26 protein-coding genes and 1 pseudogene are annotated in these 26530 nt (G+C 69.2%); 9 read left to right on the forward strand and 18 right to left on the reverse strand.

The window, feature by feature from the left end; all coding sequences use genetic code 11:
- Positions 1 to 61: 61 nt before the first annotated feature.
- Positions 62 to 826, reverse strand: coding sequence for an SAM-dependent methyltransferase (locus tag CG740_RS34530; RefSeq protein WP_189766536.1), 765 nt, complete (start codon positions 824 to 826; stop codon positions 62 to 64).
- A 96-nt stretch (positions 827 to 922) separates the two neighbouring features.
- A protein-coding gene (locus CG740_RS34535; RefSeq protein ID WP_373304652.1) for an IS5 family transposase occupies positions 923 to 1860 on the reverse strand; the annotation gives its coding sequence in 2 pieces (ribosomal slippage) (positions 923 to 1470 and positions 1470 to 1860; 939 coding nt in all).
- A 252-nt stretch (positions 1861 to 2112) separates the two neighbouring features.
- Here CG740_RS34535 and CG740_RS34540 point away from each other — a divergent pair.
- On the forward strand, positions 2113 to 2637 hold the full coding sequence (locus tag CG740_RS34540) for a GNAT family N-acetyltransferase (RefSeq protein ID WP_100579278.1): 525 nt from the start codon (positions 2113 to 2115) through the stop codon (positions 2635 to 2637).
- Between the two features lie 211 nt (positions 2638 to 2848).
- Here the strand turns inward: CG740_RS34540 and CG740_RS34545 are convergent, their stop codons facing one another.
- The 9 genes and pseudogenes from CG740_RS34545 to CG740_RS41260 all read right to left on the reverse strand — a co-directional run bounded on the left by CG740_RS34545 (position 2849) and on the right by CG740_RS41260 (position 10827).
- The gene (locus CG740_RS34545; protein WP_100579279.1) at positions 2849 to 3442 is read right to left on the reverse strand and encodes a hypothetical protein; all 594 of its coding nucleotides are present in this window, start codon (positions 3440 to 3442) and stop codon (positions 2849 to 2851) included.
- Complete coding sequence (locus tag CG740_RS34550; RefSeq protein ID WP_159030481.1) at positions 3439 to 4689, reverse strand: DUF7224 domain-containing protein; 1251 nt, start codon at positions 4687 to 4689, stop codon at positions 3439 to 3441. Before CG740_RS34550 ends, CG740_RS34545 begins: the two co-directional genes overlap by 4 nt.
- A gap of 16 nt (positions 4690 to 4705) precedes the next feature.
- Positions 4706 to 5452, reverse strand: coding sequence for an ATP-binding cassette domain-containing protein (locus CG740_RS34555; protein WP_100579281.1), 747 nt, complete (start codon positions 5450 to 5452; stop codon positions 4706 to 4708).
- Between the two features lie 102 nt (positions 5453 to 5554).
- Complete coding sequence (locus CG740_RS34560; protein ID WP_159030482.1) at positions 5555 to 5950, reverse strand: hypothetical protein; 396 nt, start codon at positions 5948 to 5950, stop codon at positions 5555 to 5557.
- Positions 5951 to 6462: 512 nt separating this feature from the next.
- Complete coding sequence (locus tag CG740_RS34565; protein ID WP_100579283.1) at positions 6463 to 6771, reverse strand: lamin tail domain-containing protein; 309 nt, start codon at positions 6769 to 6771, stop codon at positions 6463 to 6465.
- 84 nt (positions 6772 to 6855) lie between these two features.
- Positions 6856 to 7317 carry a recombinase family protein gene (locus CG740_RS34570; RefSeq protein ID WP_324901195.1) on the reverse strand — a complete coding sequence of 154 codons (462 nt, stop codon included), beginning with the start codon at positions 7315 to 7317 and terminating at the stop codon, positions 6856 to 6858.
- Between the two features lie 176 nt (positions 7318 to 7493).
- Entirely contained in the window at positions 7494 to 8921 is a 1428-nt protein-coding gene (locus CG740_RS34575; protein ID WP_100579284.1) for an MFS transporter, read from the reverse strand.
- On the reverse strand, positions 8918 to 9574 hold the full coding sequence (locus tag CG740_RS34580; protein ID WP_100579285.1) for a TetR/AcrR family transcriptional regulator: 657 nt from the start codon (positions 9572 to 9574) through the stop codon (positions 8918 to 8920). Before CG740_RS34580 ends, CG740_RS34575 begins: the two co-directional genes overlap by 4 nt.
- Positions 9575 to 9630: 56 nt before the next feature.
- Positions 9631 to 10827: pseudogene (locus CG740_RS41260) on the reverse strand (transposase).
- Positions 10828 to 11383: 556 nt separating this feature from the next.
- Here CG740_RS41260 and tcmP point away from each other — a divergent pair.
- Positions 11384 to 12511 (forward strand): three-Cys-motif partner protein TcmP, encoded by a 1128-nt coding sequence (tcmP, locus tag CG740_RS34595; RefSeq protein WP_159030483.1) that lies wholly within the window; start codon positions 11384 to 11386, stop codon positions 12509 to 12511.
- Positions 12512 to 12556: 45 nt separating this feature from the next.
- Here tcmP and CG740_RS34600 read toward each other — a convergent pair whose 3' ends face one another.
- The 7 genes from CG740_RS34600 to CG740_RS34635 all read right to left on the reverse strand — a co-directional run bounded on the left by CG740_RS34600 (position 12557) and on the right by CG740_RS34635 (position 21451).
- On the reverse strand, positions 12557 to 13303 hold the full coding sequence (locus CG740_RS34600) for a DUF5131 family protein (protein ID WP_100579288.1): 747 nt from the start codon (positions 13301 to 13303) through the stop codon (positions 12557 to 12559).
- A gap of 309 nt (positions 13304 to 13612) precedes the next feature.
- The gene (locus CG740_RS34605) at positions 13613 to 14332 is read right to left on the reverse strand and encodes a DciA family protein (protein WP_234376653.1); all 720 of its coding nucleotides are present in this window, start codon (positions 14330 to 14332) and stop codon (positions 13613 to 13615) included.
- Positions 14329 to 16929: a hypothetical protein gene (locus tag CG740_RS34610; RefSeq protein ID WP_100579289.1), complete on the reverse strand. Its 2601-nt coding sequence runs from the start codon at positions 16927 to 16929 to the stop codon at positions 14329 to 14331. Before CG740_RS34610 ends, CG740_RS34605 begins: the two co-directional genes overlap by 4 nt.
- A 1312-nt stretch (positions 16930 to 18241) precedes the next feature.
- Positions 18242 to 19153, reverse strand: coding sequence for an FAD-dependent oxidoreductase (locus tag CG740_RS34620; protein WP_100579291.1), 912 nt, complete (start codon positions 19151 to 19153; stop codon positions 18242 to 18244).
- Positions 19150 to 19734: an isochorismatase family cysteine hydrolase gene (locus CG740_RS34625; RefSeq protein ID WP_442802868.1), complete on the reverse strand. Its 585-nt coding sequence runs from the start codon at positions 19732 to 19734 to the stop codon at positions 19150 to 19152. Before CG740_RS34625 ends, CG740_RS34620 begins: the two co-directional genes overlap by 4 nt.
- Positions 19734 to 20903: a transcriptional regulator gene (locus tag CG740_RS34630; protein ID WP_100579292.1), complete on the reverse strand. Its 1170-nt coding sequence runs from the start codon at positions 20901 to 20903 to the stop codon at positions 19734 to 19736. The genes CG740_RS34625 and CG740_RS34630 overlap by 1 nt, the downstream gene beginning before the upstream one ends.
- Before the next feature lie 200 nt (positions 20904 to 21103).
- A complete protein-coding gene (locus CG740_RS34635) occupies positions 21104 to 21451 on the reverse strand; it encodes a GntR family transcriptional regulator (RefSeq protein WP_159030484.1) in 348 nt (115 codons plus the stop codon).
- A 372-nt stretch (positions 21452 to 21823) separates the two neighbouring features.
- On the opposite strand from CG740_RS34635, the gene CG740_RS34640 reads away from it, so the two are divergent.
- The 7 genes from CG740_RS34640 to CG740_RS34670 all read left to right on the forward strand — a co-directional run bounded on the left by CG740_RS34640 (position 21824) and on the right by CG740_RS34670 (position 26480).
- A complete protein-coding gene (locus CG740_RS34640; protein WP_100579294.1) occupies positions 21824 to 22423 on the forward strand; it encodes a hypothetical protein in 600 nt (199 codons plus the stop codon).
- 233 nt (positions 22424 to 22656) lie between these two features.
- Positions 22657 to 22914 (forward strand): WhiB family transcriptional regulator, encoded by a 258-nt coding sequence (locus CG740_RS34645; RefSeq protein ID WP_100579375.1) that lies wholly within the window; start codon positions 22657 to 22659, stop codon positions 22912 to 22914.
- Positions 22915 to 22989: 75 nt separating this feature from the next.
- Positions 22990 to 23163: a hypothetical protein gene (locus tag CG740_RS40535; protein WP_199846661.1), complete on the forward strand. Its 174-nt coding sequence runs from the start codon at positions 22990 to 22992 to the stop codon at positions 23161 to 23163.
- 198 nt (positions 23164 to 23361) lie between these two features.
- Positions 23362 to 23550: a DUF5999 family protein gene (locus tag CG740_RS34655; protein WP_324901197.1), complete on the forward strand. Its 189-nt coding sequence runs from the start codon at positions 23362 to 23364 to the stop codon at positions 23548 to 23550.
- A gap of 106 nt (positions 23551 to 23656) precedes the next feature.
- Positions 23657 to 23899: a hypothetical protein gene (locus CG740_RS34660; protein WP_159030485.1), complete on the forward strand. Its 243-nt coding sequence runs from the start codon at positions 23657 to 23659 to the stop codon at positions 23897 to 23899.
- 10 nt (positions 23900 to 23909) lie between these two features.
- Entirely contained in the window at positions 23910 to 24110 is a 201-nt protein-coding gene (locus CG740_RS34665) for a hypothetical protein (RefSeq protein WP_100579298.1), read from the forward strand.
- Between the two features lie 150 nt (positions 24111 to 24260).
- Entirely contained in the window at positions 24261 to 26480 is a 2220-nt protein-coding gene (locus CG740_RS34670) for a hypothetical protein (protein ID WP_100579299.1), read from the forward strand.
- Positions 26481 to 26530: the final 50 nt, after the last annotated feature.

Consider the following 26530-nt stretch of genomic DNA (forward strand, 5'->3'; position numbering starts at 1 on the left):
CTAGGTTCTGTCTCTCCGATCACGAATGGAGAGACAGAACTGTCGGCGAAGTGAAGCCTGCTTAGTTCTTGCGTGCGGTTACCAGAGCGAAGGAGAGGAATTCTCCGCCGTCTGTGGTGAGCATGTCGATGACCGGCTGGTTGGCGCTCCGGCCGTCCGGCTGATGCTCGGCGCATGCCTGGACCCACAGCAGCCAGTCCTGCCAGGCGTCTTGCTGTAGACGCGCGGACGTGACCTCCACCAGTTCAGTGATCGCCCACTGGAAGCGCCACCATTCCGCCGTGTGCCAGGCCATCGCTTCCCAGCCCACCACGTCTTTGATATGGGGCGGAATGGCCCCGAGCTCACGGGCTTCCCGTGTCATAGCGGGGGTCGCCATGGCCAGTTGTCCGCCAGGGCGGAGAAAACGGACCAGGTAGGGCAGATAGCTGTCCGCCGTACCGAAGTACTCGAAGGCGTCGACGCTCACGATGGCGTCGAAGCTCTCCTCTTCGAAAGGCAAGGCGTGCGCCTCGGCTCGCACGGCCTGCACCTGATGACCGACACCTGCGTCGGCGAAGACGGCTGCTGCGTCCTCGGGAGCGATCCACAAGTCGGCCGCGACGACCCGGGAACCGTACTCGCGGGCAAGGAACACCGACGTGGCGCCCTTGCCGGAGCCGAGGTCGAGTATCCGCATCCCCGGGCGCAGATCAAGGTCGCGGGCGAGGTCCTCCAGCAGCCACAACGGGTTCGGCCCCATGTCGAGATTGAGCACCCAGCTGGGGTCATAGCGGGAGGAACGCGGATAGCGGTCCGGACGTACGAGATCATTCAAGGCAGTCACGAGCACGAACCCAAGCCGATCACCGCCCCAGGCACAACCCGATTTCGCCTCCCCGCCTGTATGCAGGTACGGCAGCGGTCGGTTCCGTCTCTCCGGTCACGAGCGGAGCCAGATCAGGAGTGCGGCGGCGGTAACGGTGCCGAGGAAGACGTATCCGCGCTTGTCGTAACGGGTAGCGACGGCTCGGAACTGCTTGATCTTGTTGATCGCCCGCTCGACGGTGTTCCTGGCTTTGTACCGGATCTTGTCGAAGTGGGCAGGACGGCCGCCGCGTGAACCCCTGCGCAGGCGGGCTGACTTGGTGTCGCTCTTCTCCGGGATGACGTGTCGGATGCCCCGTCGTCTTAGGTAGGAGCGGATCACACGGTTGCTGTATGCCTTGTCGGCGCAAACACTGTCCGGCCGCCGCCTCGGCCTACCCATGCCAAGCCGGGGGACGCGGATCTTGTCCATGAGCGGCTCAAACTGGGTGCAGTCTGCCCGCTGACCAGGCGTGACGACAAGGGAGAGCGGGCGGCACTTGCCGTCCGCGCTCAGGTGAATCTTGCAGGTCAGCCCGCCGCGGGAGCGGCCAAGGGCTTCGCCCGCCGCACCGCCTCCGCCCGGAATGGGCATGAGCGCACGTGCACGCGCACGTGAACTGATCTTTGTGTGACCCCTTTTGAGGCACAGGGCAGTGCTGGCGGAGGGTCCTTCGGAGCGCCGGCGGCGTGCTGGTGAGCACGGATCGAGGTTGAGTCAATGTTGATGTGCCAGTCGATGCCGCCCTCGGCATCGGCGACGGCCTGGACGTGCTGGAGCAGCCTCTCCCAGGTGCCGTCCGCCGACCACAGCATGTGGCGTTTGTGAATCGTCTGCCAAGGGCCGAAGCGTTCGGGCAGCTTGCGCCACTGACAGCCGGTACTGAGCCGGTGGATGATTCCGTTGATCACTTGGCGGTGGTCCCGCCACCGGCCGCACCGGCTGTTGCTCACGGGCAGCAGTGGCTCCAGCACCGCCCACTCGCCATCCGTGAGATCCCCCCTGCTGAGCATGACCAGAACAACGAGCTGCCCGATCGAAGAGATACGCCCCTCAGTAAGCGAAAGTCCCCGGTCAGCGGCACGGAAATGAGTTGTTCAGGCCAAGGAGCGGTTGTTACCGTCACGCCAGCGCGAGAGACGTGTGATCAGCGGGACAGGGAGGTTGATGAATATGGCTGCCGTCGGCCGTCTTCAGCATGCCCTCATCCGGCCCGCGCGATAGCAGAGCGCGGCCCGGGTCGTCCTAACGACCAGGAGAGACACGTGTCTTCCTCTTCTTCGCCCGGCCACACCAACGTGATCACCAAGCGCCTGATCCTGCGGCCCTGGACCACAAACGAGGCCGCTGCGGTCCTCGCCGACACCAGGTCCACTCACTGGGCGGGCGACTTTCCCGCTGAAGGCGACCGCATGGTCGCGAGCCTCTTCGACCAGCACCCCGCCTGGCTCGACGCATACGGCCACCGCCTGATCATCGAGCGCGAGAGCGGCTTGGTGGTGGGCTCGATCGGCCTGTTCTGGCCGCCCAGCGAGGGCGTCCTGGAAATCGGATACGGCATCGTGGCCTCCCGCCGAGGCCGCGGTTATGCCCCCGAGGCCACCCAAGCCCTGGCAGAGTTCGCCCTCACCGCACCTGAGGTCCACACCGTGTCCGCTGATGTGGAGCTCTCCAACCCGTCCTCAGTCCGTGTGCTGGAGAAGGCCGGCTTCCGCCGGTGGGCCACCGAAGACAACACGGAGAACATGGCCCGGTTCAGGATCACGAATCCGGACCGCTCGCGGCGATGATCCCCGGGGCCCTGGAGGCGATGCCTCCAGGGCCCCATCGTGGTGGCGGAGCCGCGAGACAATCAGGGTGATCGGAGAGACACGCCCTAGGCATTTTGAGCCCCCAGGCGTTCGATCGCCGACTCTTAGGTCTGGCACATCCCCGGCCGCAACGCCGTCACAGGAGTCGGCAGCCAGACACCCCACCGCTGCGGAGAGCAGCAGTCGCTGATCAGCGCTCGTGTCTGGCCGGTGTAGGCCGGGTCAGTGTCACGGTGACGCCGGCGGCCAGCAGTGCAAGGGTTGCGCCGGCTGCGAGGCCGGACTGGGCTGGTTGGAGCACCCAGGCCCAGGGCCTGGCCCGGCCGTCAGGTGCCCATCCCGTTGTGGCGAGCACGATGGGGATGGCGGCGGTGGTGAATGAAGCGGCGCGGGGGCCGGCGAGGGCGCACAGGAGCATGGCGAATCCGATGTAGCCGACCGTGTTCCGGCCGGTCACTATGGCGATGTCCTGGTGGCTCACGGCGTAGGCGATGATCGCCGCCAGAGCTGCGGTCAACGCGGCCATCACGCCGAGCAGAGTGTTCCAGGCCGGTATGGGGCGGGCGGCTGCCCGCTCCATCCTGATGTCTGTGCGGCTCGCCGCGTACATCAAGACGGCGGCGGGAAGGACGGTGATCAGGTGTCCGGCCAGGAATGTTCCTGTGGTTCCGGTCAGTGAGGGGATGGGGAGTTCTCTATTGCCCGCGAGGCTGGCGAAGGCGGTGGTGATGATGACAGCGGCGAGGAAGGCGGCTGGTGCGCGGGTTTTGAGCCACCACCTCACTTGGCACCTCCTACCGGGATGAGTTGGGGCTTGACCGTGCACGTCTTCATGGCCGAGGTGTTGATGGCGTACCACCGCAGTTGCTCTGCCTTCGGCATCGAGGCGACCTGCCGGGCCAGCTTGCTGGTGTCGGGATCTGTTTTGGCTGCGAGGGTGTTCTCGGATGCTCCGGCTGTGAGCATGAGCCAGGCGGCTACTGGTGCGACGGCCTCGCCGCCCGGGTAGGCCCCCTGGGTGGCGCAGGCAGGCAGCTGCGGGAGAAGTCCCGCGACGACACCAGGGGGGACGTCTTGTGCACTGGCGCTGGGCCCTATGCCCAGTTTGGCTTCCTGCGCGGTGGGTCGGGCCGCCATGGTGAACGTGGAGGGCGTGGTGACACCGAAGGCCTGCAGTTTGGCCACGGCTTTCTGGGTCTCGCTGCGGACCGTGGATGCGTGGGTGACTTCGGGCCACAGGCACACGGTCGCTGAGGGGCCCTGCTTGCAGTCCAACACTGCCAGCGGACGCGGGCTGGTCGCATCGGCTTGCAGGCCCTGCGCCGTCGCGACCGCACTGCCCGTTCCGGCGATGAGGATCCCCAGCGCGATGGCGGGCGCGAGGCGCTGGTGGCGGTAGTTGATGACTGTCAGGCAGGCCGCGGCCAGGCCGCCGGCGAAGAGCAGAGTGCACCACACAGCGCGGGTATTGACCACTTGATCGAGGGCACAACAGTCCGACAGGCCGCCGCCCACCAGGTGCCTAAGCCACAAAATACTCCACGAGGCGGGAAAGGCGTTGACGATGAAAGCTCCCACCAGAGAGGCGGGGACAGAAATGAGGGCCGGCAAACGTCGCCCGATGCAGAAGCCCACCAGCGTGTTCGCCAACAGCAGGACGAGCTCTGCCGCCAGGATCATCAGGTCGGGAAGTCCCGCGCCGACTCCGGCTGATCCGGCGGCAAGGAGAAGAGCGGCCAAGGACGCGATGCCACCTGCGGCCACCACGGGCACCAGGACGGACGCCGAGATGGTCAGCGGTGAGCGGACGCTGACCTGGCTGAATACGTGTCCGCGTGTCAGTCGTGCGCCTTCCCAGGCCCCCATGGCGGCGCACGCGGTGCTGATGAAGGGGAGTGCGTAGGTCGAGCTGCCCGTCGCCGAGGGCCAGTATCCGGCAGTCGTCCAGGAGGTGATGTCGTTGCCGATCGCGGCCAGGACGAAAACGACGACGATCGGCAGAACGATCACGGCCGAGGACGAGCGCAGCATGGTGCGGATCCTCATGTCACAGCTCCCCGTGCACGAGCTGGGCGTAGGCCGCCTCGGCGCGCTCGCGCGGATCGGTCACGGCCGGTCCGGCCAGCGAGTAGAAGTCTGCGATGGTGCCCTGGAAGCGGACCGTGCCGCGGTCCAGGACCACGACGTGAGAGTAGGACTCCGCAAGGTCTTCGGTCTGGTGGGTCGAGACCACCACCCGCACATCGCTAGACAGCTTCTCCAACAGGGTCCGAAAGACCCGGCGTTGTGTCGGATCCAGCCCCGCGGTCGGCTCATCCAGCAGAATCAGCTCGCTGCGGTGGGTGAGGGCTCCCGCCAGGCCCATGCGGCGCTTCTGGCCGCCGGACAGCTGGTGGCTGCGCCGATCGGCCAGGTCACTGAGATTGACACGGGCCAGAGCGTCGGCAGAGGCCTCCCAGGCCGAGGACTTGGACATGCCCTTCAACCATCCGGCGTACGCCACCTGCTCACGGACCGTCAGCCCGGGGATGGCCGCGATGTCCTGCGGGAGCCAGGCCACCGCCTTCACATAAGCGGTTCGGTCGCGGCGGCCCGACGCCGTCCGGCCGCGCCACGAGATGCGCCCGGCGGCCGGGCGCAGGTGGGTAGCCGCAAGAGACATCAGCGTCGACTTGCCGGCGCCGTTGGGCCCCAGCAGAACGGTGGCCGGGGTGTCAATGGTCAGGTCGAATGCCGTGAAGACCGAGGACTTCCGGTTGTAGCTGAAGTCGATCCCGCTGAACTGCAGTGTCATGGACAAACTCAATCTGCTGCGAGGCTCCGGCGCAGCTCGTTCTGTGAAGTGCTCGATGGCACGGGGCTCAGCCGCACCGCGGCCGAGCCCCGCCAAGCGCTGCTACCAGGCTATGCGGACGGTGCTGACCGTGAGCCGCGAGCCTCCGGTGAACCCGGTCAGTGTGAAGTAGTAGCTTCCCTTCGGCTGAACGCCCCAGGCGGAGGTATTGCAGTAGTTGGTGCGCGAGCCGCGGTCCTTGTCGGGCGCGAGGCTGATGTCCTGGAACAGGTTCAGCGACGCCGAGCTGAAGGACGAGTCCGTCTGGCACCCGGAGAACCCGACGGACGTGCTGGCGCCGTCGCTGTTGTCGTCGGCCCAGCGGCTCGACTCGTTGCCTCGAGCCCAGCCACCTATGTAGCTGGTGCGAGAACCCTCGGCGTGCGCAGGCACTACGCCGAGGCTCAGGAGCGCGGCGCCCCCCGCTGCCACTGCTACCGCCTGACGAATCTTCCTCATGGTCCAACCCCTCCCGTGATGTGCGTGTGGCACATGTGATGCATGAGCCGTGTGTGGTGATGCGAGATCGCTGGGTGACCATACGAAAAGAGGCAGCCAAGCTTCTCGTTCATAAATTCGATTTGGCCAAGATCATTTCCAGATATCGCCATAAACTAAAACTTTCCGGGCACCTACTTGTCCGGAACTTTGCATCCCATATACCTGTGCCAGATCCTCAGGGGTGTAAAGGCCTTCCGCGACTCACACCTCGTGGAGTCAGTCATCGAGCCCCCTGTCGGGTCGGCGAGCAGTGGGGACGCCCGGTGACACCCGGTCATTCATGACGACTCCCAGGTGCAGCCGCCCGGCGAAGACCCAATCTCTTCGGAGTGTCGTGGGCTCGATCGAGGACCTCCCGTGACGTCCTTCCCCGGCCGGAGTGCCAGCCGCTCCGGACGTGGAGAAGGCCGGCACCCGTTCGGGTGCCAGCCTTCGTAGATCAAGGTCCCGTCGCGAACCCCTCGCCTTGTTCAGCGGCGTCCCCAGGACTTCGCGGCGACAATGTGCTGGTGGGTGTCGCAGAGGGTGGCGGTGTCGCCGGTGTTGTTCCAGACGTAGTCGCGGCAGTCCTGGTAGACGTCGCGGCCGGTGTCGCGGCCGATGCCGGTGTGGACGCGCACCGACTGGTGTCCTGCGAGGCGCAGGTTGTGGAAGGTGTAAGTGTGGTGGGAGCGGTCGCTCAGGACCCAGCCCTTGAGGTTGACGGAGCCGCAGCCGGTGTTGGTGACGGTGACCCACTCCGCGTTGCTGCTCCCCGCACGCGCGGGGATGGACCCCACGGGGCGCCCGCGAACGCAGCTACTTCCTGCTCCAGACCGCCGACGCCATCGAGGAGGAGGCCAACGCCTTCTCGGAGTCGGCCCCTACAGCGACTTCGACGCCGACCAGGAGCAACTGGCGCTGAAGCTGTCCACTCGGCCGCGGGCCCGCGCGGAGGCGAGCCCGTCGTTCGTGTTCGCCACGATCAGCTCCCGCTGGAGCTCTGCCAGTACGGACAGCATCCCGAACATCGCCCGCCCCTCCATCGTGGCGGTGTCGATGCCCTGCTCGATGACGTGCAGCCCGATACTCCGCTCGCGCAGCTCGGCGCCGAGGGTCACCAAGTGCAGCACGGAGCGGGAGAGCCGGTCGAGCCGGGTCACCTTCAGCGTGTCGCCCCCGCGCAGCAGTTGCATGACGAGATCGAGCTTCGGGCGGGACGCCTTCGCGCCGCTGGCGACGTCGACGTGGATGTTGTCGCGGTCGACGCCGTGGCGGAGTAGTGCGTCGATCTGATGATCGGGGTTCTGGTCGGCCGTCGATGTGCGGGCATAGCCAATGAGCAGCGTCGGAAACTACCCCGAAGAACCGTTCTGCGACGTTGATTTTCGACGCGAGTTGCCGACACTGCCCACCTGCGGGGTCGTGATCACTCCGCCGAGTGTTGACAGACGGTCGTTTGCCGACACTGAAGATCGGTCTCGTACATGACCGGATCAGCCTGGGTGTGTTCGGCGGTTGCTCAACTGTTTGTATGTCGGGCGGGTGCCGCCTGTGGTGTTGGTGCTTGCACCGGGGGCGCAGCGGTCGTGGCGCCTCCTTCCTGGTGGGCCGGGCGCCGGGGCAGCCGCGACGCGGGCAGCAGGCCGAGAGCGGCGAGTGCGGCCAGGATCAGCAGAGTGGAGTTCATGGTTGAAGCAGCCGTGCCGGTTGCGCTGGCTGCGACGGCGATGCCGAAGATCGGCCCGATGTTCATGGCGGTCTGCTTGAGCCCGCTGACAACCCCGGCGCACCCGGGCGGCGCGTCACCGACGACGGTCCCGGTGGCGGTGACCATCACGATGGCGAACCCGGCACCAACGGCGGCAAAGGCCACAGCCATGGCCATCCATGTGCTGGCGGGACCGAGCCGGGACAGCCCCGCGATGCCGACCACGACGAGGACCGTACCGGCGATCGCGGTGCGGCGCGCACCGTACCGGCGCAGTGCGGCGACCGCCGCGGGTGAGCCGAGGACCATGAGCACGGTCAGCGGGAGCACGCGTAGACCGCTGTCGAGCGGGTCGAGGCGAAGTACGTCCTGGAGGTAGAAGGTGGCCCTGAACAGCGCGCCGAACAGGCCGGCGGTGGTGATCAGCAGGATCGCCATCGACGCCGTCACCGGTACGGACCCCGCTACGGCTGGTGGAACGATCGGGTGCGTCGTGCGGCGTTCGTGCCAGCCGAGCACCGTTGCGACGCCGATGACGGCGAGGAATTCGAGCAGCGTCGGCGCGGCGGTCCACCCCCGCGCGGGTACGTCGGCCAAGGCGTGGACCAGGATTGCGAGCGCGACCGCTAGCAGGCCCGCGCTGGTGAGGTTGAGCCGTGGAGAGATGGCATGCTGAGGTGCCGGCGTCCGCACGGCGAGGGCGAGGACGGCGATGACGAACGCGAGGGGCACGTTGCCCCAGAAGGCGGCGCGCCACCCCAGATGAGCCACAAGAACACCGCCCAGGAGCGGACCGGACCCTGCCGCAACCGCGATCGCACTGGTGCGGATGGCGATCGGCTTGCTGAGCCGGTCCGCGGGATACGCCAGCCGTAGCAGCGCGAGCGTCGCAGGCTGCAGGAACGCGGCGAACCCGCCCTGCACCGCGCGCAGGACGATCACCCAGCCGACGGTCGGCGCGAGCGCGATCCCGGCCGAGGCAGCCCCGAAACCGAGGACGCCGACGAACAGCAGGCGCGGGTGTCCGTACCGGTCCCCGAGGCGCCCGGCGATCACGAGTAACGCGGCCACGGCGACCAGATAGCCGGTGCTCGTCCACTGGATCTGCGCCACGCTTGCGCCGAGATCACGCTGCATGCCGGGCTGCGCCATGAGCAGGATGGTTCCGTCCAGTGCGACGATCACCGCGCCGACCACGCTGACCAGAAGTGCAATCTGCCGCTGTACGGGTGCGGTCATGAGGTCACCGGGCCGAGGTGGGCGTCCAGAACTGCCGTGATGAGCCGGTCGCGTTGGTTGTCGTCGGGGGCGCCGTCCAGCGGTGGGGCGCCGAGGGCGAGTTGCAAGCTGCCCCAGGCCCACAGCTGGGCCATGCCGTGCAGGTTCGACCACAGGGCGGCGGCAGTCACCGCAGGCGGAGGTCCGGCCTCGTTCGGCCCGTCGGCGCGTCGCGCGGCATCCCGCTCCGATCGGCATCGGGCGACGAGTTCGGTGAAGTGCCCGAACAGCGGGAGGGTCGACTCGCGCAGCCTCGGTTGGTCCGATGCCTGCGCCACGCCGTCGAGCAGGTCGTGCCGCCACATGAGCTCGAACATGCCGCGGCGTTCCAACGCGTACCCGACGTACGCCCGAGCGAGGGCCTCCAACTGGCCGCGCGGTGTGGTCGTGCCGGCGACCGCGGCCTCGAACAGGGCTGCGAGGTCCTCGAAGCCGCGACGGCCGATAGCCGAGAGCAGCGCATGGTGCGTGGGGAAGTACCGACGCGGCGCCCCGTGCGACACCCCCGCTCGACGGGCTACTTCCCGCAGGCCCACGGACGCGGAGCCCTCGGTCAGCACAAGGTCGACCCCGACATCGATCAACCGCTCCCGAAGGGAGCTCTCATCAGTCATAGACAGTGTCTACCAGGCATTTGTAGACACTGTCTACCCGTGAGTGATCATAATCCTCATCGGGTGGCAGGGTCCGCCTCGGCTCGCTCGCTCACGGCACCACGCTGACCGGGAATGGTCACGCCCAACAGGTCGAGGCGCTTGTTCATGTCGAGGCGGAACGTGCCGTACGGGTTGATGTTCGACCAGAACAGCGCGGTCAAGCCGCGCCGGTCCTCGGCCGACAGCTTCTTCGCCCACTTCGGCTCGGCCAGGACCTGCTGAAGCAGCAGCGTGTTGACGTGCACGAGCGCGGACTGAAGCAGGTGCAGCGCGAGCATGGACGTCTCGGCGTGCTCCTTTTCCGGGCCGGTCAGGGCGCCGTCCTTGCCGTAGTGGAGCACGGTGTTCGCGCTGTTCCAGTTCTCCACGACCTGGAGCCCGCCGTGGATCTCGCGGCGCAGGTCGGGCCTGGCGAGGTAGTCGCACGCGAAGATCGTGCGCACGGCTCGGCCCAGCTCTTCGAGGGCCTGGTAGGTCGGGTGCTTGGGGCCGCCGCGCGTAAAGCGCCGCAGCACCTATTCCGCCTCCGCCGTCCCCAGGCGGAGCGCGGTGGCGTACTTGACCATCTGGTCGTACTGCTGGGCAATCAGGTCCCAGCGGATCGGCCGGGTCAGCGAGCCGCCGAGCGCCGGCCAGCCGGGCGGGGCGTCGTCCGGCCGGTACAGGCGGATGCTGCCGATGTTCTTCAGCCTCGGCAGCAGGCGGAAGTTGAGCAGCTCGGTGAAGGCGAACCCGACCACGCTCGCGCCGTGCGTGTCGACGTAGTTCGACTCGATCTCGGCATCCGTGCAGTGCCGCAGCAACCCCTCGATCATCGCCGCGACCTCGGACGACGAACAGCTCTTGAGCTGGGAGTAGATGCAGACGTTCTTCTTCTCGACGTGCCAGTAGATCATCACGCCGTTGCCGCCGTAGCGGGCGTGGTACTCGGTCATGAAGTTGCTGGACCAGGACCCGAACTTCTTCGAGTCCGACGCGCACGAGGTGCCCTATCCCCACCAGGCGGCATCCCGGGCGGCGAGCGTGCCGTTGACCAGCCGGGTGACGGCCGCGCCGAGGTTGTCGACGGTGATGAAATGCCGGCGCACGTGCCGCAGCGCGGCCTCGGTCTCGCCGTGCTCGCCGGTCGCCACGATCGCCCGGATGCCCATGTTGGTGCCCAGCGCGAACAACGCGAGCAGCAGGCGCCGCTGGAGGGTAGCGCGGTCGATGCGCTCGTAGGCGGCGACCGAGGAGAACTCGTCGGTGAAGCCGGTGAGGAAGTCGGCGACGGCGTTCGGTGACCACGCTCCCCAGAGGCAGGACGCTGATCCTTTCGCTGGTGCCCTGCTGGCGCAGGCGGGTCAGCTGGATCTGAGTCCGGGCGGTGATCCACCGGTAGAGCAGCCGCGCGCTCAGCAGGACGGCGAGCCCGGCCATGAGCGGGCGGTCTACCAGCGCGTGTACGACGCTGCCGCCGCGATGCTGGGCCATAGGCCTCAAGGAGGCGCAGGGCAAGCGATCCCGCCCATGGCCATCGCCGCACGTCTCGGCTCCAAGTGAGGTACAGCCGCCGGACCGCGCTGATCATGGCGGGCAGCGTCCACGTTGTTGCCGACGCTCTTCGGGCGTCAGGCGCGAAGACCGGCGCTGGTTCATGCGGCGTGCGCGCTCTTGTCGGGTGCAGCGCTGTGCTTCACCATCTGTGATGGGGCGGACACGGATCTTGGGGGCGGGATGTCGTCGGGTACGGGCGGTGGCTACTGGGCGGACAAGGCTCTGCCCAGCGTGTTCAAGCACGATTTACTGAAGCGGTACCTGCCGCAGTTCGGCGGGATGACGGGTAAGCAGTCGCATGATCAGCGCGTGGTCTATCTCGACGGGTACGCGGGCGAGGGCCGGTACGAGAACGGGGATCCGGCTTCGGGAGAGATCGCGCTGCGCGTCGCCTCGCACCTGCGGGCCAGGGCCGGGCTGACGCTGGAGTGCTTCTTCTCCGAGCAGCAGCAGAAGTCGTTTCAGCGGTTGGACGACATTGTCCAGCAGTACCGCGGCCGGGGAGTGCGGGCACATGCTCACCGGGGGGAGGCCGACGGTGTCCTGGACCAGGTCGTTCAGAGCGCGGCCCGGGAGCCGCTGTTCTTGTTCCTCGATCCGTGTGGGCTGGTCCTGCCGCAGGACCGGCTGGTCGACGTCCTCGCCAACAAGCGTCCTCACAAGCGGCCGGCGACCGAGCTGCTGATGAACTTCAGCATGATGGCCGTGTGGCGTCTGGGCGGGCACGTCCGCTCCCCGCACGGCAATGAACGGTCATTGCAGCGGTTCGACGACGTGTGCGGCGGAACCTGGTGGCGGGAGCACTTCGCCGACGCCGTGGCCGCGCGGGACAAGGACAGTGCGGCCGCGGACGCGATCGAGGCGGTGGCGGAAGGCTACGCGAGCCGGCTGGCAGAGCGGACGGGGATGCTGGTGCAGTCGGTGCCGGTGTCGCATTCGCCGCGCAAACGCGCTGTCTACCGGCTGGTGTTCGCGACCCGGAGCCCTTACGGCCTGTGGGTTTTCGGCGACACCGTGGCCCGGGCCCGGGCCACCTGGTGGGAGACGCTCGAAGAGCGTGAGGAGGACGCGCTGTTCTCGGTGACGTCGTTGACCCGCCCGGACCCGAAGGCGGTGGAGCGTGAGGCGGTACCGCACATCGCCGACAACCTCGCAGCCCTTCTGGCCAGGCTGCGCCGGCCGGTGAGGCTCGTCGACTACCCCCTGGAAGTCTTCGGGGACTACTACGGGCAGGTGACCGAGCCCGCGGCGCGCAGCGCCGTTCGCTTGCTGCATGAACAGGGCCGGACACCCAGTGACGGCGTGGGCGTCAAGCGGACGCGGGAGATCTTGGTCCATCCCGGCAGGGCAACCGCCTGACACCCAACCAGGTACCTCACCGCAGGCGCTGGCCCGGCTGGTGGGTCAGGCGGCGACGGGCAGCGGCATCTGGTCCCAGGTCCGGCCCTCCAGGAGCCGGCCGCCGGCCTTCGGTGTGCGGCCGCCCCACTGCTTGAAGAAGAAGGCGACGGCCGCTTCTTGGCAGGTGTCCCGGATCTGTGTGACCCAGGCCGGGTCCATGGGCCGGTGCCCGGATCCGGACTCGCCCCCCGCGATCACCCAGTTGATGCCGTCCAGGTCGAGACCGTGCAGTGGGCCGAGCAGCGGCTCGCAGGACAAGAACCGCACCGCCGCGGGCACTTCACGCAGATCGTCGACGCGCGCCAGTTCCTTGTCCGTCTCCACCGAGACGCCCATCCACAGGTTTTCCGGCCAGTCGAGCCGGGGCGCGACCTGGCGCAGGCGCCGGGCCCGCTTGGTGAGGACCTGATAGGTGTGCTGAGGGGTGTCCGCGATGACCTGGAACACCTGCCGCACGTAGTCGAGGGGAACCCGGGCGTGGAACAGATCGCTCATGGAGTTCACGAACACGGTCCGCGGGCTCTTCCACCCGTAGGGCACGTCCAGGGCGTCGGGGTGCAGCGTGACGTCGAAACCGGGCCCGGAGGTCCGGGGGTCCCCGTCGTTCTGGTACTTCGCTGCGCCCATGGCCTTCAGGCGCTTGGCCAAGGTCAGGGCATAGCAGTTGTCGCATCCTGAGGAGACACGGTCGCAGCCGGTCGTCGGGTTCCAGGTCGCCTCGGTCCACTCGATGGCGCTGCGGTCGCTCACCGGTCTGCTCCTGCCCTCGCCCGCACGGCCGCCCCGTCCCGGACGGTCGCGGTGTGCTGCCTAACGATGCCCGCAACGCCTGGACACCCGGGCACGGACACCGGTATCGGCGTCCATCCGATCGCTTCTCGTAACGTCACGTGTCGAACCTCCGGTCAGGAACCTATCGGGGTGATCGGATCCGGTCGACCCGCACTGGCCACAGGCCTCGGCCATCACGCTGTTCTGCCCAACTGCGTTGGCCGCTCTGGCCGATCGCTTTTCTCCGCACGGGCTCGACGCAGTGCGGCGGCCTCGACCGCCGCAGCCTCACCGGTGCTGGGCGCGTGCCTGCGCAATCGGAGCCGGCGCATCGGCGGGCACGGATTCGCTCTCGGGGAACGCCCGTCGGGACAACTCCCGCATCGCGGTGGTCTGCCGCGCCACGGCTGCCGCGACCGCCGGGTCCAGCTGCGAGGACCGGAACGCCTGGCGGTGCGCGTCGATTGCGCGGCGGTAGCCCGCGGGTGGTGTCCGGCGCTCCACCGTGGCAGCGGGCATCGCCGGCTGCGGGGCCGAAGTGACGGCCGCCGTGGCGGGGCCGGCCTTCACGGGCGCGGGCGCCAGGACATGAACGGCACGGACCTTCGCACCCTGCACCCGCTCGTTGGCCGCCGCGATCAGCTTTGGCGCGCTCCACCGCAGTTGAGTGCCGTAGGCGGGGCTGTCAGGGGTGATGTCCAGGCGGCCCGTGTCCGGGTCGAAGGCGACGGCCTCCACGTGGCCGGCGAGCTCGGGCGCGGCCGCGGCGACGATGGCGTCGAATTCGGCGAGGACACTGCCGCCGGCGGCCGGGGCGACCATGCCGCGCTCGGCCATCATCGTCGTGATCGCCGCACCCAGCCCGAGAGGCTCGCGTCCGTCACGCCGCACCGTCGTGCCGGTACGCCGCTTCGGCCTTCTTGCCGAGGCGCCGTTCTTCTTCGCCGTCTCTTGGGCGGCGAGCAGAGCCTGGCGGGCGAGATCGACACCGCTCAGCTCGGTGCTCACACGATCACCTCTTCCGCGATGTCGTCGGTCAGCGGGCGGCCGGCGAACTCGGGCAGCCGGTCTGTCCACGGCGCGGAGGCGGCCTGCCTGGTCCCGGCGGCGGCCTGCTCGCGCAGCCGTCCCAGGCGCGTCGCGAGCAGGCACTCGGCAGCGCGTTCGCGGGCGGTGTCGGCGGCCTTCGTCGCCGCGGCGATCGCGTCCGCACCACTCGGGTTGTGCCGGAACCAGCGCCGCCCCTGCTCGGTCTTGTAGGCCCGCCTGGCCTCCGCGTCGGCTTCCTCGGTCCGGGCCAGCCGCCCCAGCGCGCTGCGGCGGAACTCAACCAGCGCCTCCTCCACCGCCCGCAGCGCGCCGAAGGCGAGCACGGACGCCGCGCCGATCGGATCGGCGTCCAGTTCACCGAGCGGAGCCGAGGCCAGGAATACCCGCCGGGTGCGCTCGATGTCGTCCGTCAACGAGGCCCGGACATCGGCAGCGACGGCCTCGATTGCGGCCTGGTCCTCCAGGTCGGCCGCCCAGGTCGCCGCGACCATCCCGGCCTCCACCGTCAACGCCTCCGTCCGGCGTTCGTACCCGCACGGCTCGCACAGCCCACCGGCCTGCGGCTGCCCGCAGTCCTCACACGCCAGCGCCTGCCGGACCACCTCGGCCACCGCTGCGGCCGCGCGCTCGCGCTCCGCCCGCTCCTGGTCAGCACCGCGCGCTGCCTCACGCTCGGCCTTCTCCGCACGAGCCTGCGCCTGACGCCACATCAGGTCCTCCGCCTCGATGGCCACCTGCTCGCGCAGCCGCTCCTCAAGGACCCGGCGGCGCTCGCCGTCGGCCAGGCCGGGCAGCTCCCGGTCGATGTCCGCGCCGATCCGGGCGCGCCGGGCACGGCGGAGGTGGATGACGTTGCCGCAGTTCTCGCAGGCCTCGCCGGTGTCGAGCCGGATCCCGTCGTCGCACTTGCGGTGCGAGCAGGCCGGCCGCTGGGGCAGACCCCGGCGGATCAGCCACGCGTACGGGCCGGTGACCATCGCCTCGCCGCCGGTCTCCGCCAGGCGGTCGGTGAGCCGGTCGGCCAGCATCCGCGACGCACCCTCCGGCGCCACACCCAGGCCCGCCAGCTGCGCCAGCTCCGTTGTCGCGGCGGCCTCGACCTGGTCCTGCTGCCAGCCGTTCAGCTGGCTCCACAGCCAGGAGACCGGAGCCAGAGCCACCCGCAGACGAAGATCATCCGGAAGTGACACCCGCCTCTGCTGCTGCGCCTTTTCCCACCCTCCGGCCTTCGGCCGGCCACCGGCGCCAGCCCCGGCAGCGCGCTGCACCACCCGCTTCTCGACCGGGGACTCCTTCGGCTTTTCCCCGCGCAGCGGGCCGCCCTCGGCCACCGGCGACCCGGACCCGGCAGAGTCGGTGCCGCAGTCGACGGCCTGGTCCTCGCCCGCGCACACGCGCTCCGGCCGACGGCCTTCACCCCCACGGCCTTCGCCGGAAAAACCACAAGAGAGCTGCGGAGGAACTACCGGAGTAACCCCAGAAGCGTGGAGAGCGTGGTGCTGTGCAGTTGCGGCGAGGTCTGCCGATCCGGTGATCCCGTCCTGTCCGGCACCTTCGACCCCAGTCGCCACAATGGCCCCGGCCGTCTCGCCCGACTCAACATCTCCGGATGCAGTACCGGCGAGGTCTGAAAACACGGCGTTCACGACCCGGCGGGCCTCCCGCACAGCCACACCGTGGGCCTTGGCGACCGGCACCAGGCGCACCCGCGACTGCGCGTGCAGGCCCGAGCGGGTCTCCCTGCGCACCACGTCCGCGACGCCGTGCTCCTGGAGGCGCTTGAGGACTTTCGCTCCGGCCGCCGCCGTGCAGCCCAGCAGCCGCGCGACCGTCGCCGCCGGACGCCCGCGGCCGGTGTCCACCGACCCAGGGCACAGCTGCAGCCAGCCCGCAGACCCCGTCGTCAGCACCATCAGCAGCAGCCCGAGCCGGTCCGTCGCAGCCCCCCGGCCCGTACGCCCGGCGAGCAGCCCGGCCGGGATCGGCGCCTTGTCCTTCGGCTCCCACCCCGGACCGAACAGCACGGTGATCAGGCTCAGCAGCACCGCCAGCTCCGAGCGGGACAGTGCCAGGGCGTGCCGCCGGTCACCGGCCTGCTGTGCCCGGTACATCGGGATCACCCAGCACTCCAGGCCCGTCGCCCACCCGATGGCGTTCGTCGCGACGTTCGAGCCGAGGAACCCGGCGCCGCGCAGCTCGGGCAGCACGGTGTGCGCGACCGTCGACTGCGACACCCCCAGCCATCGGCCGAGCTCCTCCGCCCAGATCGACGTCTCGAAGTCCCTGCGCGCATCGGCCTTCGCGGTCAGCACGACCGACGCCAGCCGCGTGCCGTCGGACGCACCGGCCAGCGCCGGGGACGTCACCAGCGCGCGCACCGCGGCGAGCAGCCGGGCGCGCATCGTCTTCGTCAGCTGGAGCGGGTTGCCCAGCTCCAGCCGCGCGACCGGACCGGCCTGCGCCGGGACCGACCGCAGCCGACGGCGCGACGCGCCGCCGGCGAACTGTGTACGAGGGCGCGGGAGCACGGCGGCCGATGCCGCCACGGCGCTCATCGGCCCACCGTCCCGACGGGAGCGGAACCCGTACGGGCCATGATCTTCTGCGTCTGCATGGGGCAGGTGTACATACCAAAGCGGACTCCCCCCTGAGTAGCCGAAACGCTCGACTCGTCATCCACCAGACGACCGACGAGCCCTGTGGACAGAGGCCGCCGAGCCACGATTGCCCCGTGCCTTCCCGCACGGCGAGCAACAACTTCAGATCGCGTCCCGCCACACGGGAAGCCGCCCTCGCGGACGCTCCCGCCGACGGAGCTGTGGAAAGCCTCTTGGCACAGGCACACCGGACGGGCGCTCAACGCCATGGCGACCGGGCTTCCTATGCCGCCTTCGAAGCTAGGACGAGGGCTTGGTGCTGCACTGGTGTGCAGCACATCACCCGCCCACTCCGCTCGAAACCGGATCAAACGGGCGTAGCCAGGCTGGAAAAGGGCGCAACAGTCCTGCACAATGGCTCCTGTCGTGGAGGCATCGCCAAAACGGCATGACGAAGCCCCAAGGTGCTTCGTGGTTCGCGGAGAACCGAGTACGAGCGTCCGAGCGGCTGCTAACCGCGAGGACGTCCCCTTCGGACGGAGCTGCTAACTCCGTCCGGTGTCAGGGGGCCGCTCAGTCGAGGTGCTGCTAACTCCTCGAGGGCTGAGCGCCCCAGCGGCCCAGAGCCTCACAGGCCCGCCGCTTCAGTCCGCTACGACGTCGCGTCCTCCCCGAGGGAGACCGGGCTGCGCTGCCATCCAGCGCAGAATTCATGGTCAACCCGGCGCGACAGCGCTGCGGGTGAAGGAGAAGCGGCGGTCCGGATATGCGGGCACCCCACCGGAGCGACGCTCGAACGTCGCTTCCACGGCGGGGTGGTGTGTGTCCACGCGCGGGTACGGGTACCCTGCATCACGTGACCGCCTTTCCACGAAAAGGTGGGTCGCCGGGTCGGGAGTCTTCTTCCGGCCGAGAGCCCCCACGGACTTGCCTAAGGTCCCGGGGGCTTTTTCTTGCTCTTGTCCTGCTGTGGATCAAGTCCGGGACCAGCCTACTCCCCTGACGCCCCATAGAGTCACTACAGGTGACACCGTGTCGGGCCGCTGCTTGACACACCGTGACCCTCCCTCGGCTGTGCACGTCGCACGTGCTTGACCCCCAGCAGCGATAACCGTCGAGAGCCGGCCGGTAGGTTCCGTCATCGTGTCCCGCCTCACACTTTCCGACCTGGACTGCCTGCTGACCGACCGTCAGTCGACGCTCAGCCTGATGGCGGCCGCTGTCACCAGCTGTTCTATTCGGCACCATGGCGAATACGGCGGACGCCATGTCAGACCCGCTCGAGCGCGGTGGAGTAGTAGTAGGCCAGGGCCGCTTCGGCTCCGGAGCCCTGGGCAGTGCTGATGCGCTGGAATCGACCGGACCGCAGATCCCCGGCAATGAAAATCCTGAGGTGCTGCATCTCGGGCGGACAGTATCCGCCCGCGTCCACCTTGAGCCCTTCGAGAGCCGCCGGCCGATTACCGAGATTGCTCAGCACCGCCGTTGCGGCGTAGCCGCTGCGTTCTCCGTGGCGATTCTCGACCTCCACGATGAACTCGGCCCCGGGGCGGGCTTGTGAAACGGTGACGTGAGAAACGGGAACTACCCGAACTCGGTCGTCCCCTGACACCTCGGCGAGCTTGTAGTCGTCCGTCGGCGGGGCGAGGACATGGAGCGTGGCGGAGGACTGAGGGTGAGCTCGCAGCCAGGTGCCGAGCGGCCTGTCGCCTCCGAGCACGTAGGTCCGAGGACCGACCTGCTCGGGCCGCGCACGCCACAGCGGAGGCGTGGACAGAGAAGGGGCGGCGCTGATCCAGTCGGTGTCGGCGGGCGTCATCGCTGTCACGCCCGTGCCGACCACGACCGCCTGCGCGGTGAGCACCCGGGAGTCCGCGAGGACGACCTCCGCTCGGTCGGAGTGGCCCCTGACCCCCGCGGCGCGAGATCGGACCAGCGAGCACCGACCGGTCTGCTCGATGCGGGACAGGTCCCCGGCCAGGGCCTTGGCCATCTGGGGGCCGGTCGTCCAGTTGCCGGAGACGTTCTCCAGCGCGCCGATGGTCTGGAGCTTGCCCCCGACGCCGTCGGCCTCCACGACGAGGACCTTCATGTTGAGGCTGGTGGCCATCAGGGCGGCCGCCACGCCAGCGGGGCCGGCCCCGATGACCAGGACGTCGGCGTCGAACGAAGGTGTACTCACTGGATGATCCCTCCGGTTCCGCTGATACGAGACAGAGCGACTTCGCTGGTGATGAGCTGATCGGCGCCCAGGTTCCGGGCCGCGAGCAGCAGCGCGGCCTCGTGATACTGGGCGCCGCCACTTGAGGCACACGCGTCGGTGACGACCCACGGCCGATAGCCCCGTTGGTAGGCGGCCGTGGCAGAGTCGTACACGCAGGCGTCGGTGTCGATGCCGCACAGCACCAGGTCGCTCCAACCGGCGTCCCGGATGAGCTGCGACCCCTCTGGCGTGAAGACGGACGCCTGAGCCTTGTCGACCAGGGCCGAGTCGTCGATGAAGGGAGCCAGGTCCTTCACGAACGCCTGCTCCTCGGCGGTGCGCAGCCGCTTCCAACCGGAAATCGTCTCGTACGGCGAGCCCGGCGCGTTGTGAAACCGGGTGAAGACCACCGGACCGCCGGCTGCTCGCCAGCCCTCCACCAGCCGTACGACCGTCGGGACAACGTCGCGGCTGTGCTGGTTGACGAAGCCCTGCTGTACGTCGATAACCAGCAGCGCTGTCGATCGCGGGTCCAACCCGTTCACCCTTCCCATGGCCATCAGGAGTTGCTGTCTCGGAGGGCGTCCTGAGCGGCTCGCAGCCGATCGGGGAGCTCGCTCGTAGTCAAGATCGCTTCGCGCATCACGCGGTGCTGAGCCGTCTCAGTGGGACGCGCGGTTGTGAGGCGTGTGTAGGCACTCCGCAGAAATCGCCAGCCGTACTCGGGCGGCATCACCGGGTCGTGGCCGTCCTCGACGGTGTGCAGGATATGAGAGGAGAGGGCCCACAACGCCTGGACATCCAGCTCCAATGCGACGATCTGGCTTGTCGTGAGGGCGCGCTCATCAGGCTGAGGGTGGTAGGAGACTCCGGACCAGCCGGCGACACCCTGCGAGACGCCACCTCCGAAGGGGACTGCCTCGGCGTGAGACCAGCTCTCGCGGAACTTGGCGGCCTCGACATCCGGCCCCAGCGAGACGACGCTCTCCGGGTCCTGGCGGTTGACCAGGACAGAGGGCGTGGCCAGGAGCTGCAGCGCGGTGTCCAGACCCGCGCCCGCCCAAGAGTTCTCGCGGAGTTCGTAGACCGACAGCACGTACTGCGGCGCGGGCACTTCATGAGCAGGTGCTCCCTCGGCAGCGTGGAGCTTCATGAGCTGCGTGACCTGCTTGCCCGCCCAGTCGGGTTCATGCAGATAAGTGCGGTATCGCCACACCGCCAGATCGGTCAGCGACTCGACGCGGTGATGCTCTTCCAGGTGCACGACGGCGACGCCACACCCGTAGACGTGGACCGCCGACGACTTGGCCGAGCGGTGTCCGACCGGAAGCGTCCGTCGCTCTAAGCCCCCCGGGCCAGACGGCGCGGGAGCGCCAACCGCGTACAAGGGGGCGATCTGCTCCCCCACATAGGCCGGCAGGAACTTGTGGGAGACGACGGTGCAAGGAGTCGGCTGCGGAATGTCGGCGCCCGCAGCCGCGACGGCGGTGCCGTGGAGGGCCGCCAGGCGCAGGCGGAACGCCTCCTGCTCCTCCGGGGTGCACTGGTTGAGCGTCGTGTCGAGGATCTGCGCCATCTGCGGACGGCACACGCCGGTCCTGTTCCTCTGCCAATTCGAGACCGTTCGCGGACTGATCCCGAGATGATCGGCGAACCCCCGCACCGACGCGCGCATTACTGATCGCAACAGCAGTGCCTCCTCGCCTGTCCACTGCTCAACTGCGATCACTACACACCCCTATGACGCTCTGTTGCCAGGCAGGAAGAGCCCTGTTGCAACGCTATTGCGACACCCCTTCCACGCCGGGACATCTCGCCGAGACGCCGCGACCCCGAAGCTGAGCTACGTCGAAGTGATGCCGATGACAGACGGGGGACACCGTGGTTGCCGCTACAGGAGAACGAGGCAGTACGGCGTCCTGGTCGGGCTCAGGACTGAGCCGCACCGCTGCTCTGGTTCCGCTCAACACGTTCGAGTCGTGCAGCCAGATCGGCAACCTGCTCCTCGAGGCGCTTGATGGTCTGTGCAGTCGGGTCGGCAAGCGCGTCGAGGGCGTTCTCGCGAATGAAGCTCCCGCGTCCGGTGTGGGAGTAGATGACACCGTCCCGTCGAAGGTCGGCGAAGGCGCGCTGCACTGTTCCGGGCGCGACGGCGTATTTGATCGCCAACTCCCGGGTGCTCTGGAGCTTGTCGCCCGGCTTGAGTTGCCTGAGCCGAACCTGTTCACGTACGTCCTGCGCGATGCGCTCGAAGGGTTGCATGGCCTCGTCCGTCATGAGCCACATCGTAGAGCCACCTCGCTCGAATAGATAGCCTGCCCAACCTGGTTGACACGATGCTAAGTGTACTGGTTAGGTTATCCACGTCGACACGGCTGGTTGCCGGCGAGGGACCGGCAGCGAAGACGAAAGACCGCACCACCGCAGTAGTCGTCCGCCCTCCGGGGCGGCCGGGGTAGTCCTCAGCTCGCTGAGGACGTGAGAGCACCATCGAACTCCTCCGGAGCCTGACGGCCGCGACAACTGCGTGCACGTCGCAGCGCTGTGCGCTGTCTGTCCTACGGGACGCCGGCCTCGTGCCGTGCGGCCCGGCGGGCAGAGAACGCATTCGCGACGCGCCCCGTGCCACTCCGTCTACGAGGAGTCCAGATGTCTTCGACCTTTGAGCGCACCGCCCGTTCCCGCCGGAGCCGGACCCGCTCCCGCACCGTCAGCGCCCGCCCGGCGCTGGCCCTTTCCACCCTCAAGCCCCACCAGTTCGACCTGCGCCCGGCTTGCGCCTCGCTGGTCTGCCCGGACTGCGAGACGTGGGTGCCGATCACCGGCCTCGGTACCAAGACGACCAAGGTCGTGCCGCACGACACCGGCCGCGCTGGCAAGGACGCGTCCGTCCGCTGCCGCCTGGGCGGCAACCGCCTGGTCAAGGTCGACGTCACGGTCCGGAAGTGGGCGGAGCGTCTGGAGGACGGTCACGCGGAGACCGTTCACCGCCGCAAGACCGCCGTGCTGCGCAAGCCGAGGACCGCGCCCGCCCCGGCCGTCAGCCAGATCGCCGCGCAGAAGCAGGCGGATAGCGAGCACGGTGACGGTCGGCCGATGTGGCTGTTGCGCGAGATGAAGTGGGCGTCGACCGCGCCTGCGGTCCGCGATGCCGACACCCGCCGCGCCCAGCTGCCTGACGGTGAAGCGCCGCTCGGTGCGCCGCCGGTGCCGCTCGACACGCTGCACCCCGGGCGCCGCGCGAGCTGACCCGCTCCGGACGAACGACCAAGGCCCCGGCCACCCCGCAGAGGGGCGGCCGGGGCCTTGGCTGCTCGTACGAACAGCCTGAACAGCACGACAGCCCCGGCGACTTGGAACCCTCCGGGGCTGTCCAGGACCTGTATGGAGGACCTGATGCACAGCATCGCACAGCACCCCACGGACTCCGACCCGGACATGGACGAGGCCCTGCGCCGCGCCCGGCAGGGGCGGTGACCGGCATGGACTGGCGACACAACGCGGTCTGCCGCGAAGAAGACCCCGAACTGTTCTTCCCCATCGGCAACACCGGTCCGGCGCTCCTGCAGATCGAGGAGGCGAAGGCCGTGTGCCGTCGCTGCCCGGTCATGGAGCACTGCCTGAAGTGGGCGCTGGATTCGGGCCAGGACGACGGCGTGTGGGGCGGTCTGTCCGAGGAGGAGCGGCGGTCAGTGAAGCGCCGGGCCGCCCGTCGGCGGGCGCGGCGGGTGTCGGCATGACGGACGCCGAGCGCGCGCGTCTGGAGGATGAGCTCCGCCGCACCAATTCGGACCACGATTTCGGTCGCCGTGCTCATGGCTGACTCCCTGTACGACCGCTACATGAAGGCCTCGGCTGCCTACCGCGTGCACGTCAAGGCGTGCTCGCGGTGCTCGCCGCCCGTGGCCCGTTGCACCGCCGGCCGGGAGCTGCACACGTCCTTCGTGCGGCTCCAGGACGCCTACCTCGCCCGGCTTCGTCGTAGCTGACCCGCCCGGCGGGACACTCACCCAACTCCCCACCCGCACAACGCCGTTTCGGTGTACCGGCCGCCCGTCTCGCGGGCGGCCGGCCTTTCGCACGCCTCCGGCCCGGGAGAGTCTCGGGCCCGCACCCCCGCAGGAGCGCCCATGCGTAGCAGCACCCAGCTCGACACTGCGCCGACCGGCACCACGCTGCCGGACTCGCTGTGCACGCACACCCCGAAGTGCCCGACGGCCGACAGCCCGGACCGCGAGGCTGCGCACGTCGTGGCGGCCCACCCGGAGCAGGGCTGGAGCCTGTTGTGCAACAGCGTCCTGGTGTTCGAGGACACCGGGGAGCTGCTGCCTGATGGCCGGATCATCGCTTCGCGCCGGCCCCTCGCCACGGTCTGACGGCTGCCTGATCCGCCCGCCCCGCCCGCCGCACCACGGCGGGCAGGACGGGCGGTGACGGGGAGCCGGACAGCCCGGACCCAACGGATCGAAGGAGAAATCTCTGATGCGTATCACTCGCGCCCGGATGACCAGCGACGCCGACTACTGGCAGAACGTCGCCGCGCCCGAGGCCGCGGCGGCGGCCGCCGAGAACGAGACGCTGGCCACCGACTCCGCCGGGGACGCCTATGTCCGCCAGTGCGCGGCCCGTCGCGCCGAACTCGCCCACGAAAACCGGCGCGAGTACCTCGCCCTCGCCGAGCAGCTGCGCGCCGGTGAGATCCCCGACGGCTACCGCTTCGACTAAGGAGGCGTTCATGCCGCTCCCCGCCTGGCTCACCAGTCAGATCACCGCCGCCCAGGCCGAAACCGACGGCGACGGCACCACCTGGTCCGCCTACGTCACCACCGACGACGGACTCACGCAGATTGCCGGTGCTCACGACCGTGACCACGCCCAGCGCTGGCTGGACGAGTCCGGTCGCACCGGCATCGTCGCCCCCAGCCGCCGGACCTGACGAGCCCGGGACGCTCCAGCACCACAGCCCTCCGAGCCCCCGGCATTCACGCTGCCGGGGCCCCGGAGGGCCTGGTCACGACCCTACCGACCGACGCCGACCCGCGGTGCCCCTTCGTACGAAGGCGCCACAACGTAAGAGAGGACCCCCGTGGCCAAGACCGCCACTCGCCGTAGGCGCCAGTCCGCCCCGGCCGTGAAGCCCCGCGCCAACGGGCGCGCCAAGACGCCGGCGGCCCCGGCCGCCGTCTTCGCCCAGGCCGCCGCCGAGGAGCCGCTGGTGCATCCGGAGGCCGACGCGGTCCTGGCCGACGCCGCCGACCGCGCCGCCGACATCCGGGACCGGGCCGCCGACGTCATCGACCTCGCGCGTGAGGAGGCCGCTGCCCTCCAGGCGGAAGCCGAGAGTGCGGCCGCGCGTACTGTCGCCGCCACACACGAGCAGGTCACTGTGCTGATGACCGAGGCGCAGACCCGCGCCGCGGGCATCACCGCCGAAGCCGACCAGGAGGCCACCACCCACCGCGCGGCGGCGAAGAAGGACCTGGAGGCGGCGCGCGGTGAGGCCGACCGGCTTCTGACGGAGGCCCGTGACCGTGCCAAGACCCTGGTGACGGAGGCCCGCACGCAGGTCGTCGACCTCACCGAGCTGGCCGCCACTGACCGCGAAGCGACCGGCAAGGCGGTTGCCGAGCTGCGCCGCCTGGCGGAGGCCGACCTCACCGAGCTCGGTGCCCTGGTCGACCAGCGCCGCATCGAGGCCGGCCAGATCCTCGCCCGCGCCCAGGAGCAGGCCGACGCCCTGGTCGCCGCCGCGCAGCGGGAAGTCGACCAGGCCCGCGAGCGATTCGCCCAGCTCGCGTCGGCGGCAGCCGAGCAGTACGACGGCCGCCGCGCGGAGGCGGAGGCGCTGTACGCGAACGCGGTCGCCGCTGCCGACGAGCGGCGCCGCGAGGCCGCCGACCGCGTCGCGGCCGCGCACACCGAGGCGGAGACTGCCCGCACCGAGCTGCGGACGACGCTCCGCTCGCTCACCGACCAGTTCGACGCGGAGGCCGCCACCAAGCGCAAGGCCCTCGCCGACGAACTCGCCGGGCTCAAGGCGGCGTGCGACAAGCAGCGCGAACGGCTGCGGGACGAAGCCAAGACCGTCGCGGTGCAGCTGCGCGAGGCCGCCCAGAAGGAAGCGAGCCGCATCACAGGCGAGGCGGAGCGCAAGGCGAAGGCCGTCACCGACCGCGCCGCGGCGGATGAGGCCCGCGCCCGCCGGCTGCTCGATGAGGCCAGGGAGGCGAAGAAGTCCGCGTCCCGCTGGAACGGCTGGCAGCAGAACATCAGCCGCAAGGCGTGGAAGACCGCCCCGTGGATCGCGCTCGCCGCCGGCGTCGGGCTCGCGGCCTCCGGCGAGTACGAACTGGCCCGCATGGTCGGCATCAACCAGTACGTCGCCCCGCTGCTCCCTGTCTCCATCGACGTCTACTGCGTCACCGCGTTCCGGGCCAAGAAGGACATCCCGTACGCGCTGCTGCTGATGGCGTCGGCGAACGTGACGTACCACCTGTCCGAGCAGGCGCACATCGTCCAGGACGGCCAGTCGGCTCCGTGGCAGCTGACCACGTTCGTCGTGCTGATCTTTGTGGCGGTCATCTGGCGCGTCCACACCCTCATGCACGACGACGGTACGGACGGCCACGGCAGCAAGACCGCTGCGGGCGGCCGGACCGGTACGGAGGGCGGAAACGGAATGCCCGACCGTACAGGTACGCACCGGCGTACCGACGGAACGGACGCCGCGTCGTCCAGCCGTACAGAGGGCGCGAGCCCCGGCCTGTACGCCGTGCACAACACGGTTCGCTCGGACGGCGCGGGCGCTGGATGGGACGGTACGGACCCTGTACGCCCCGCCTCACAGCCGCCGCACGACAACACGGCGGAAGCGCCGCTGACCAGCGCGTACAGCGACCGTACAGGCGGCGTACACACCCCCTTCGAGGGGGCGGTACGTACAGGTACGGCGGCCGCAGGGCGTACAGGTACGACCAGCGCGGCCGTACAGGAACGCACTGGCGCCATCAGTGTCCGTACACAGTCGGGCGGCGAGGGTGTTCCGGCTGCCCGTACAGGTACGGACGCCGGGTTCTCTCCCGCAACCGGAACGACCGGTACGGCTGGCGGCGAGCGTCCAGGTACGCCCGTACGCACGGACGAAGAGCTCCTCCCGCTCGTACAGAACCTCCCCCGCACCGAGGACGGGTTCGTGACCCTCTACCAGGCCCGCACCAAGCTCTCCGTCAACAACGACCGCGCGGTGCGCCTGCTCTCCAAGGCCGGCCTGCTGCGCCCCGAGGACGCGGACAAGCACCTGACCTGACCCCGTGTCCGGCACACACCAGTGAGGGCCAGCCCATCGGAAGTGGGCTG

The sequence above is a fragment of the Streptomyces sp. CB01201 genome, assembly GCF_002803085.1.
Taxonomy (GTDB): domain Bacteria; phylum Actinomycetota; class Actinomycetes; order Streptomycetales; family Streptomycetaceae; genus Streptomyces; species Streptomyces hundungensis.

What these genes read in the sequence shown, in the direction of transcription:
- CG740_RS34550 (WP_159030481.1), bottom strand. Translation starts at nt 4,689, where the DNA reads ATGCTGCGCTCGTCCTCGGCCGTGATCGTTCTGCCGATCGTCGTCGTT.
- CG740_RS34560 (WP_159030482.1), bottom strand. Translation starts at nt 5,950, where the DNA reads ATGAGGAAGATTCGTCAGGCGGTAGCAGTGGCAGCGGGGGGCGCCGCG.
- CG740_RS34645 (WP_100579375.1), top strand. Translation starts at nt 22,657, where the DNA reads ATGGACTGGCGACACAACGCGGTCTGCCGCGAAGAAGACCCCGAACTG.
- CG740_RS34555 (WP_100579281.1), bottom strand. Translation starts at nt 5,452, where the DNA reads ATGACACTGCAGTTCAGCGGGATCGACTTCAGCTACAACCGGAAGTCC.
- CG740_RS34610 (WP_100579289.1), bottom strand. Translation starts at nt 16,929, where the DNA reads ATGAGCGCCGTGGCGGCATCGGCCGCCGTGCTCCCGCGCCCTCGTACA.
- CG740_RS34575 (WP_100579284.1), bottom strand. Translation starts at nt 8,921, where the DNA reads ATGACCGCACCCGTACAGCGGCAGATTGCACTTCTGGTCAGCGTGGTC.
- CG740_RS40535 (WP_199846661.1), top strand. Translation starts at nt 22,990, where the DNA reads ATGGCTGACTCCCTGTACGACCGCTACATGAAGGCCTCGGCTGCCTAC.
- CG740_RS34635 (WP_159030484.1), bottom strand. Translation starts at nt 21,451, where the DNA reads ATGACGGACGAGGCCATGCAACCCTTCGAGCGCATCGCGCAGGACGTA.
- CG740_RS34665 (WP_100579298.1), top strand. Translation starts at nt 23,910, where the DNA reads ATGCCGCTCCCCGCCTGGCTCACCAGTCAGATCACCGCCGCCCAGGCC.
- CG740_RS34660 (WP_159030485.1), top strand. Translation starts at nt 23,657, where the DNA reads ATGCGTATCACTCGCGCCCGGATGACCAGCGACGCCGACTACTGGCAG.
- CG740_RS34640 (WP_100579294.1), top strand. Translation starts at nt 21,824, where the DNA reads ATGTCTTCGACCTTTGAGCGCACCGCCCGTTCCCGCCGGAGCCGGACC.
- CG740_RS34625 (WP_442802868.1), bottom strand. Translation starts at nt 19,734, where the DNA reads ATGGCCATGGGAAGGGTGAACGGGTTGGACCCGCGATCGACAGCGCTG.
- CG740_RS34580 (WP_100579285.1), bottom strand. Translation starts at nt 9,574, where the DNA reads ATGACTGATGAGAGCTCCCTTCGGGAGCGGTTGATCGATGTCGGGGTC.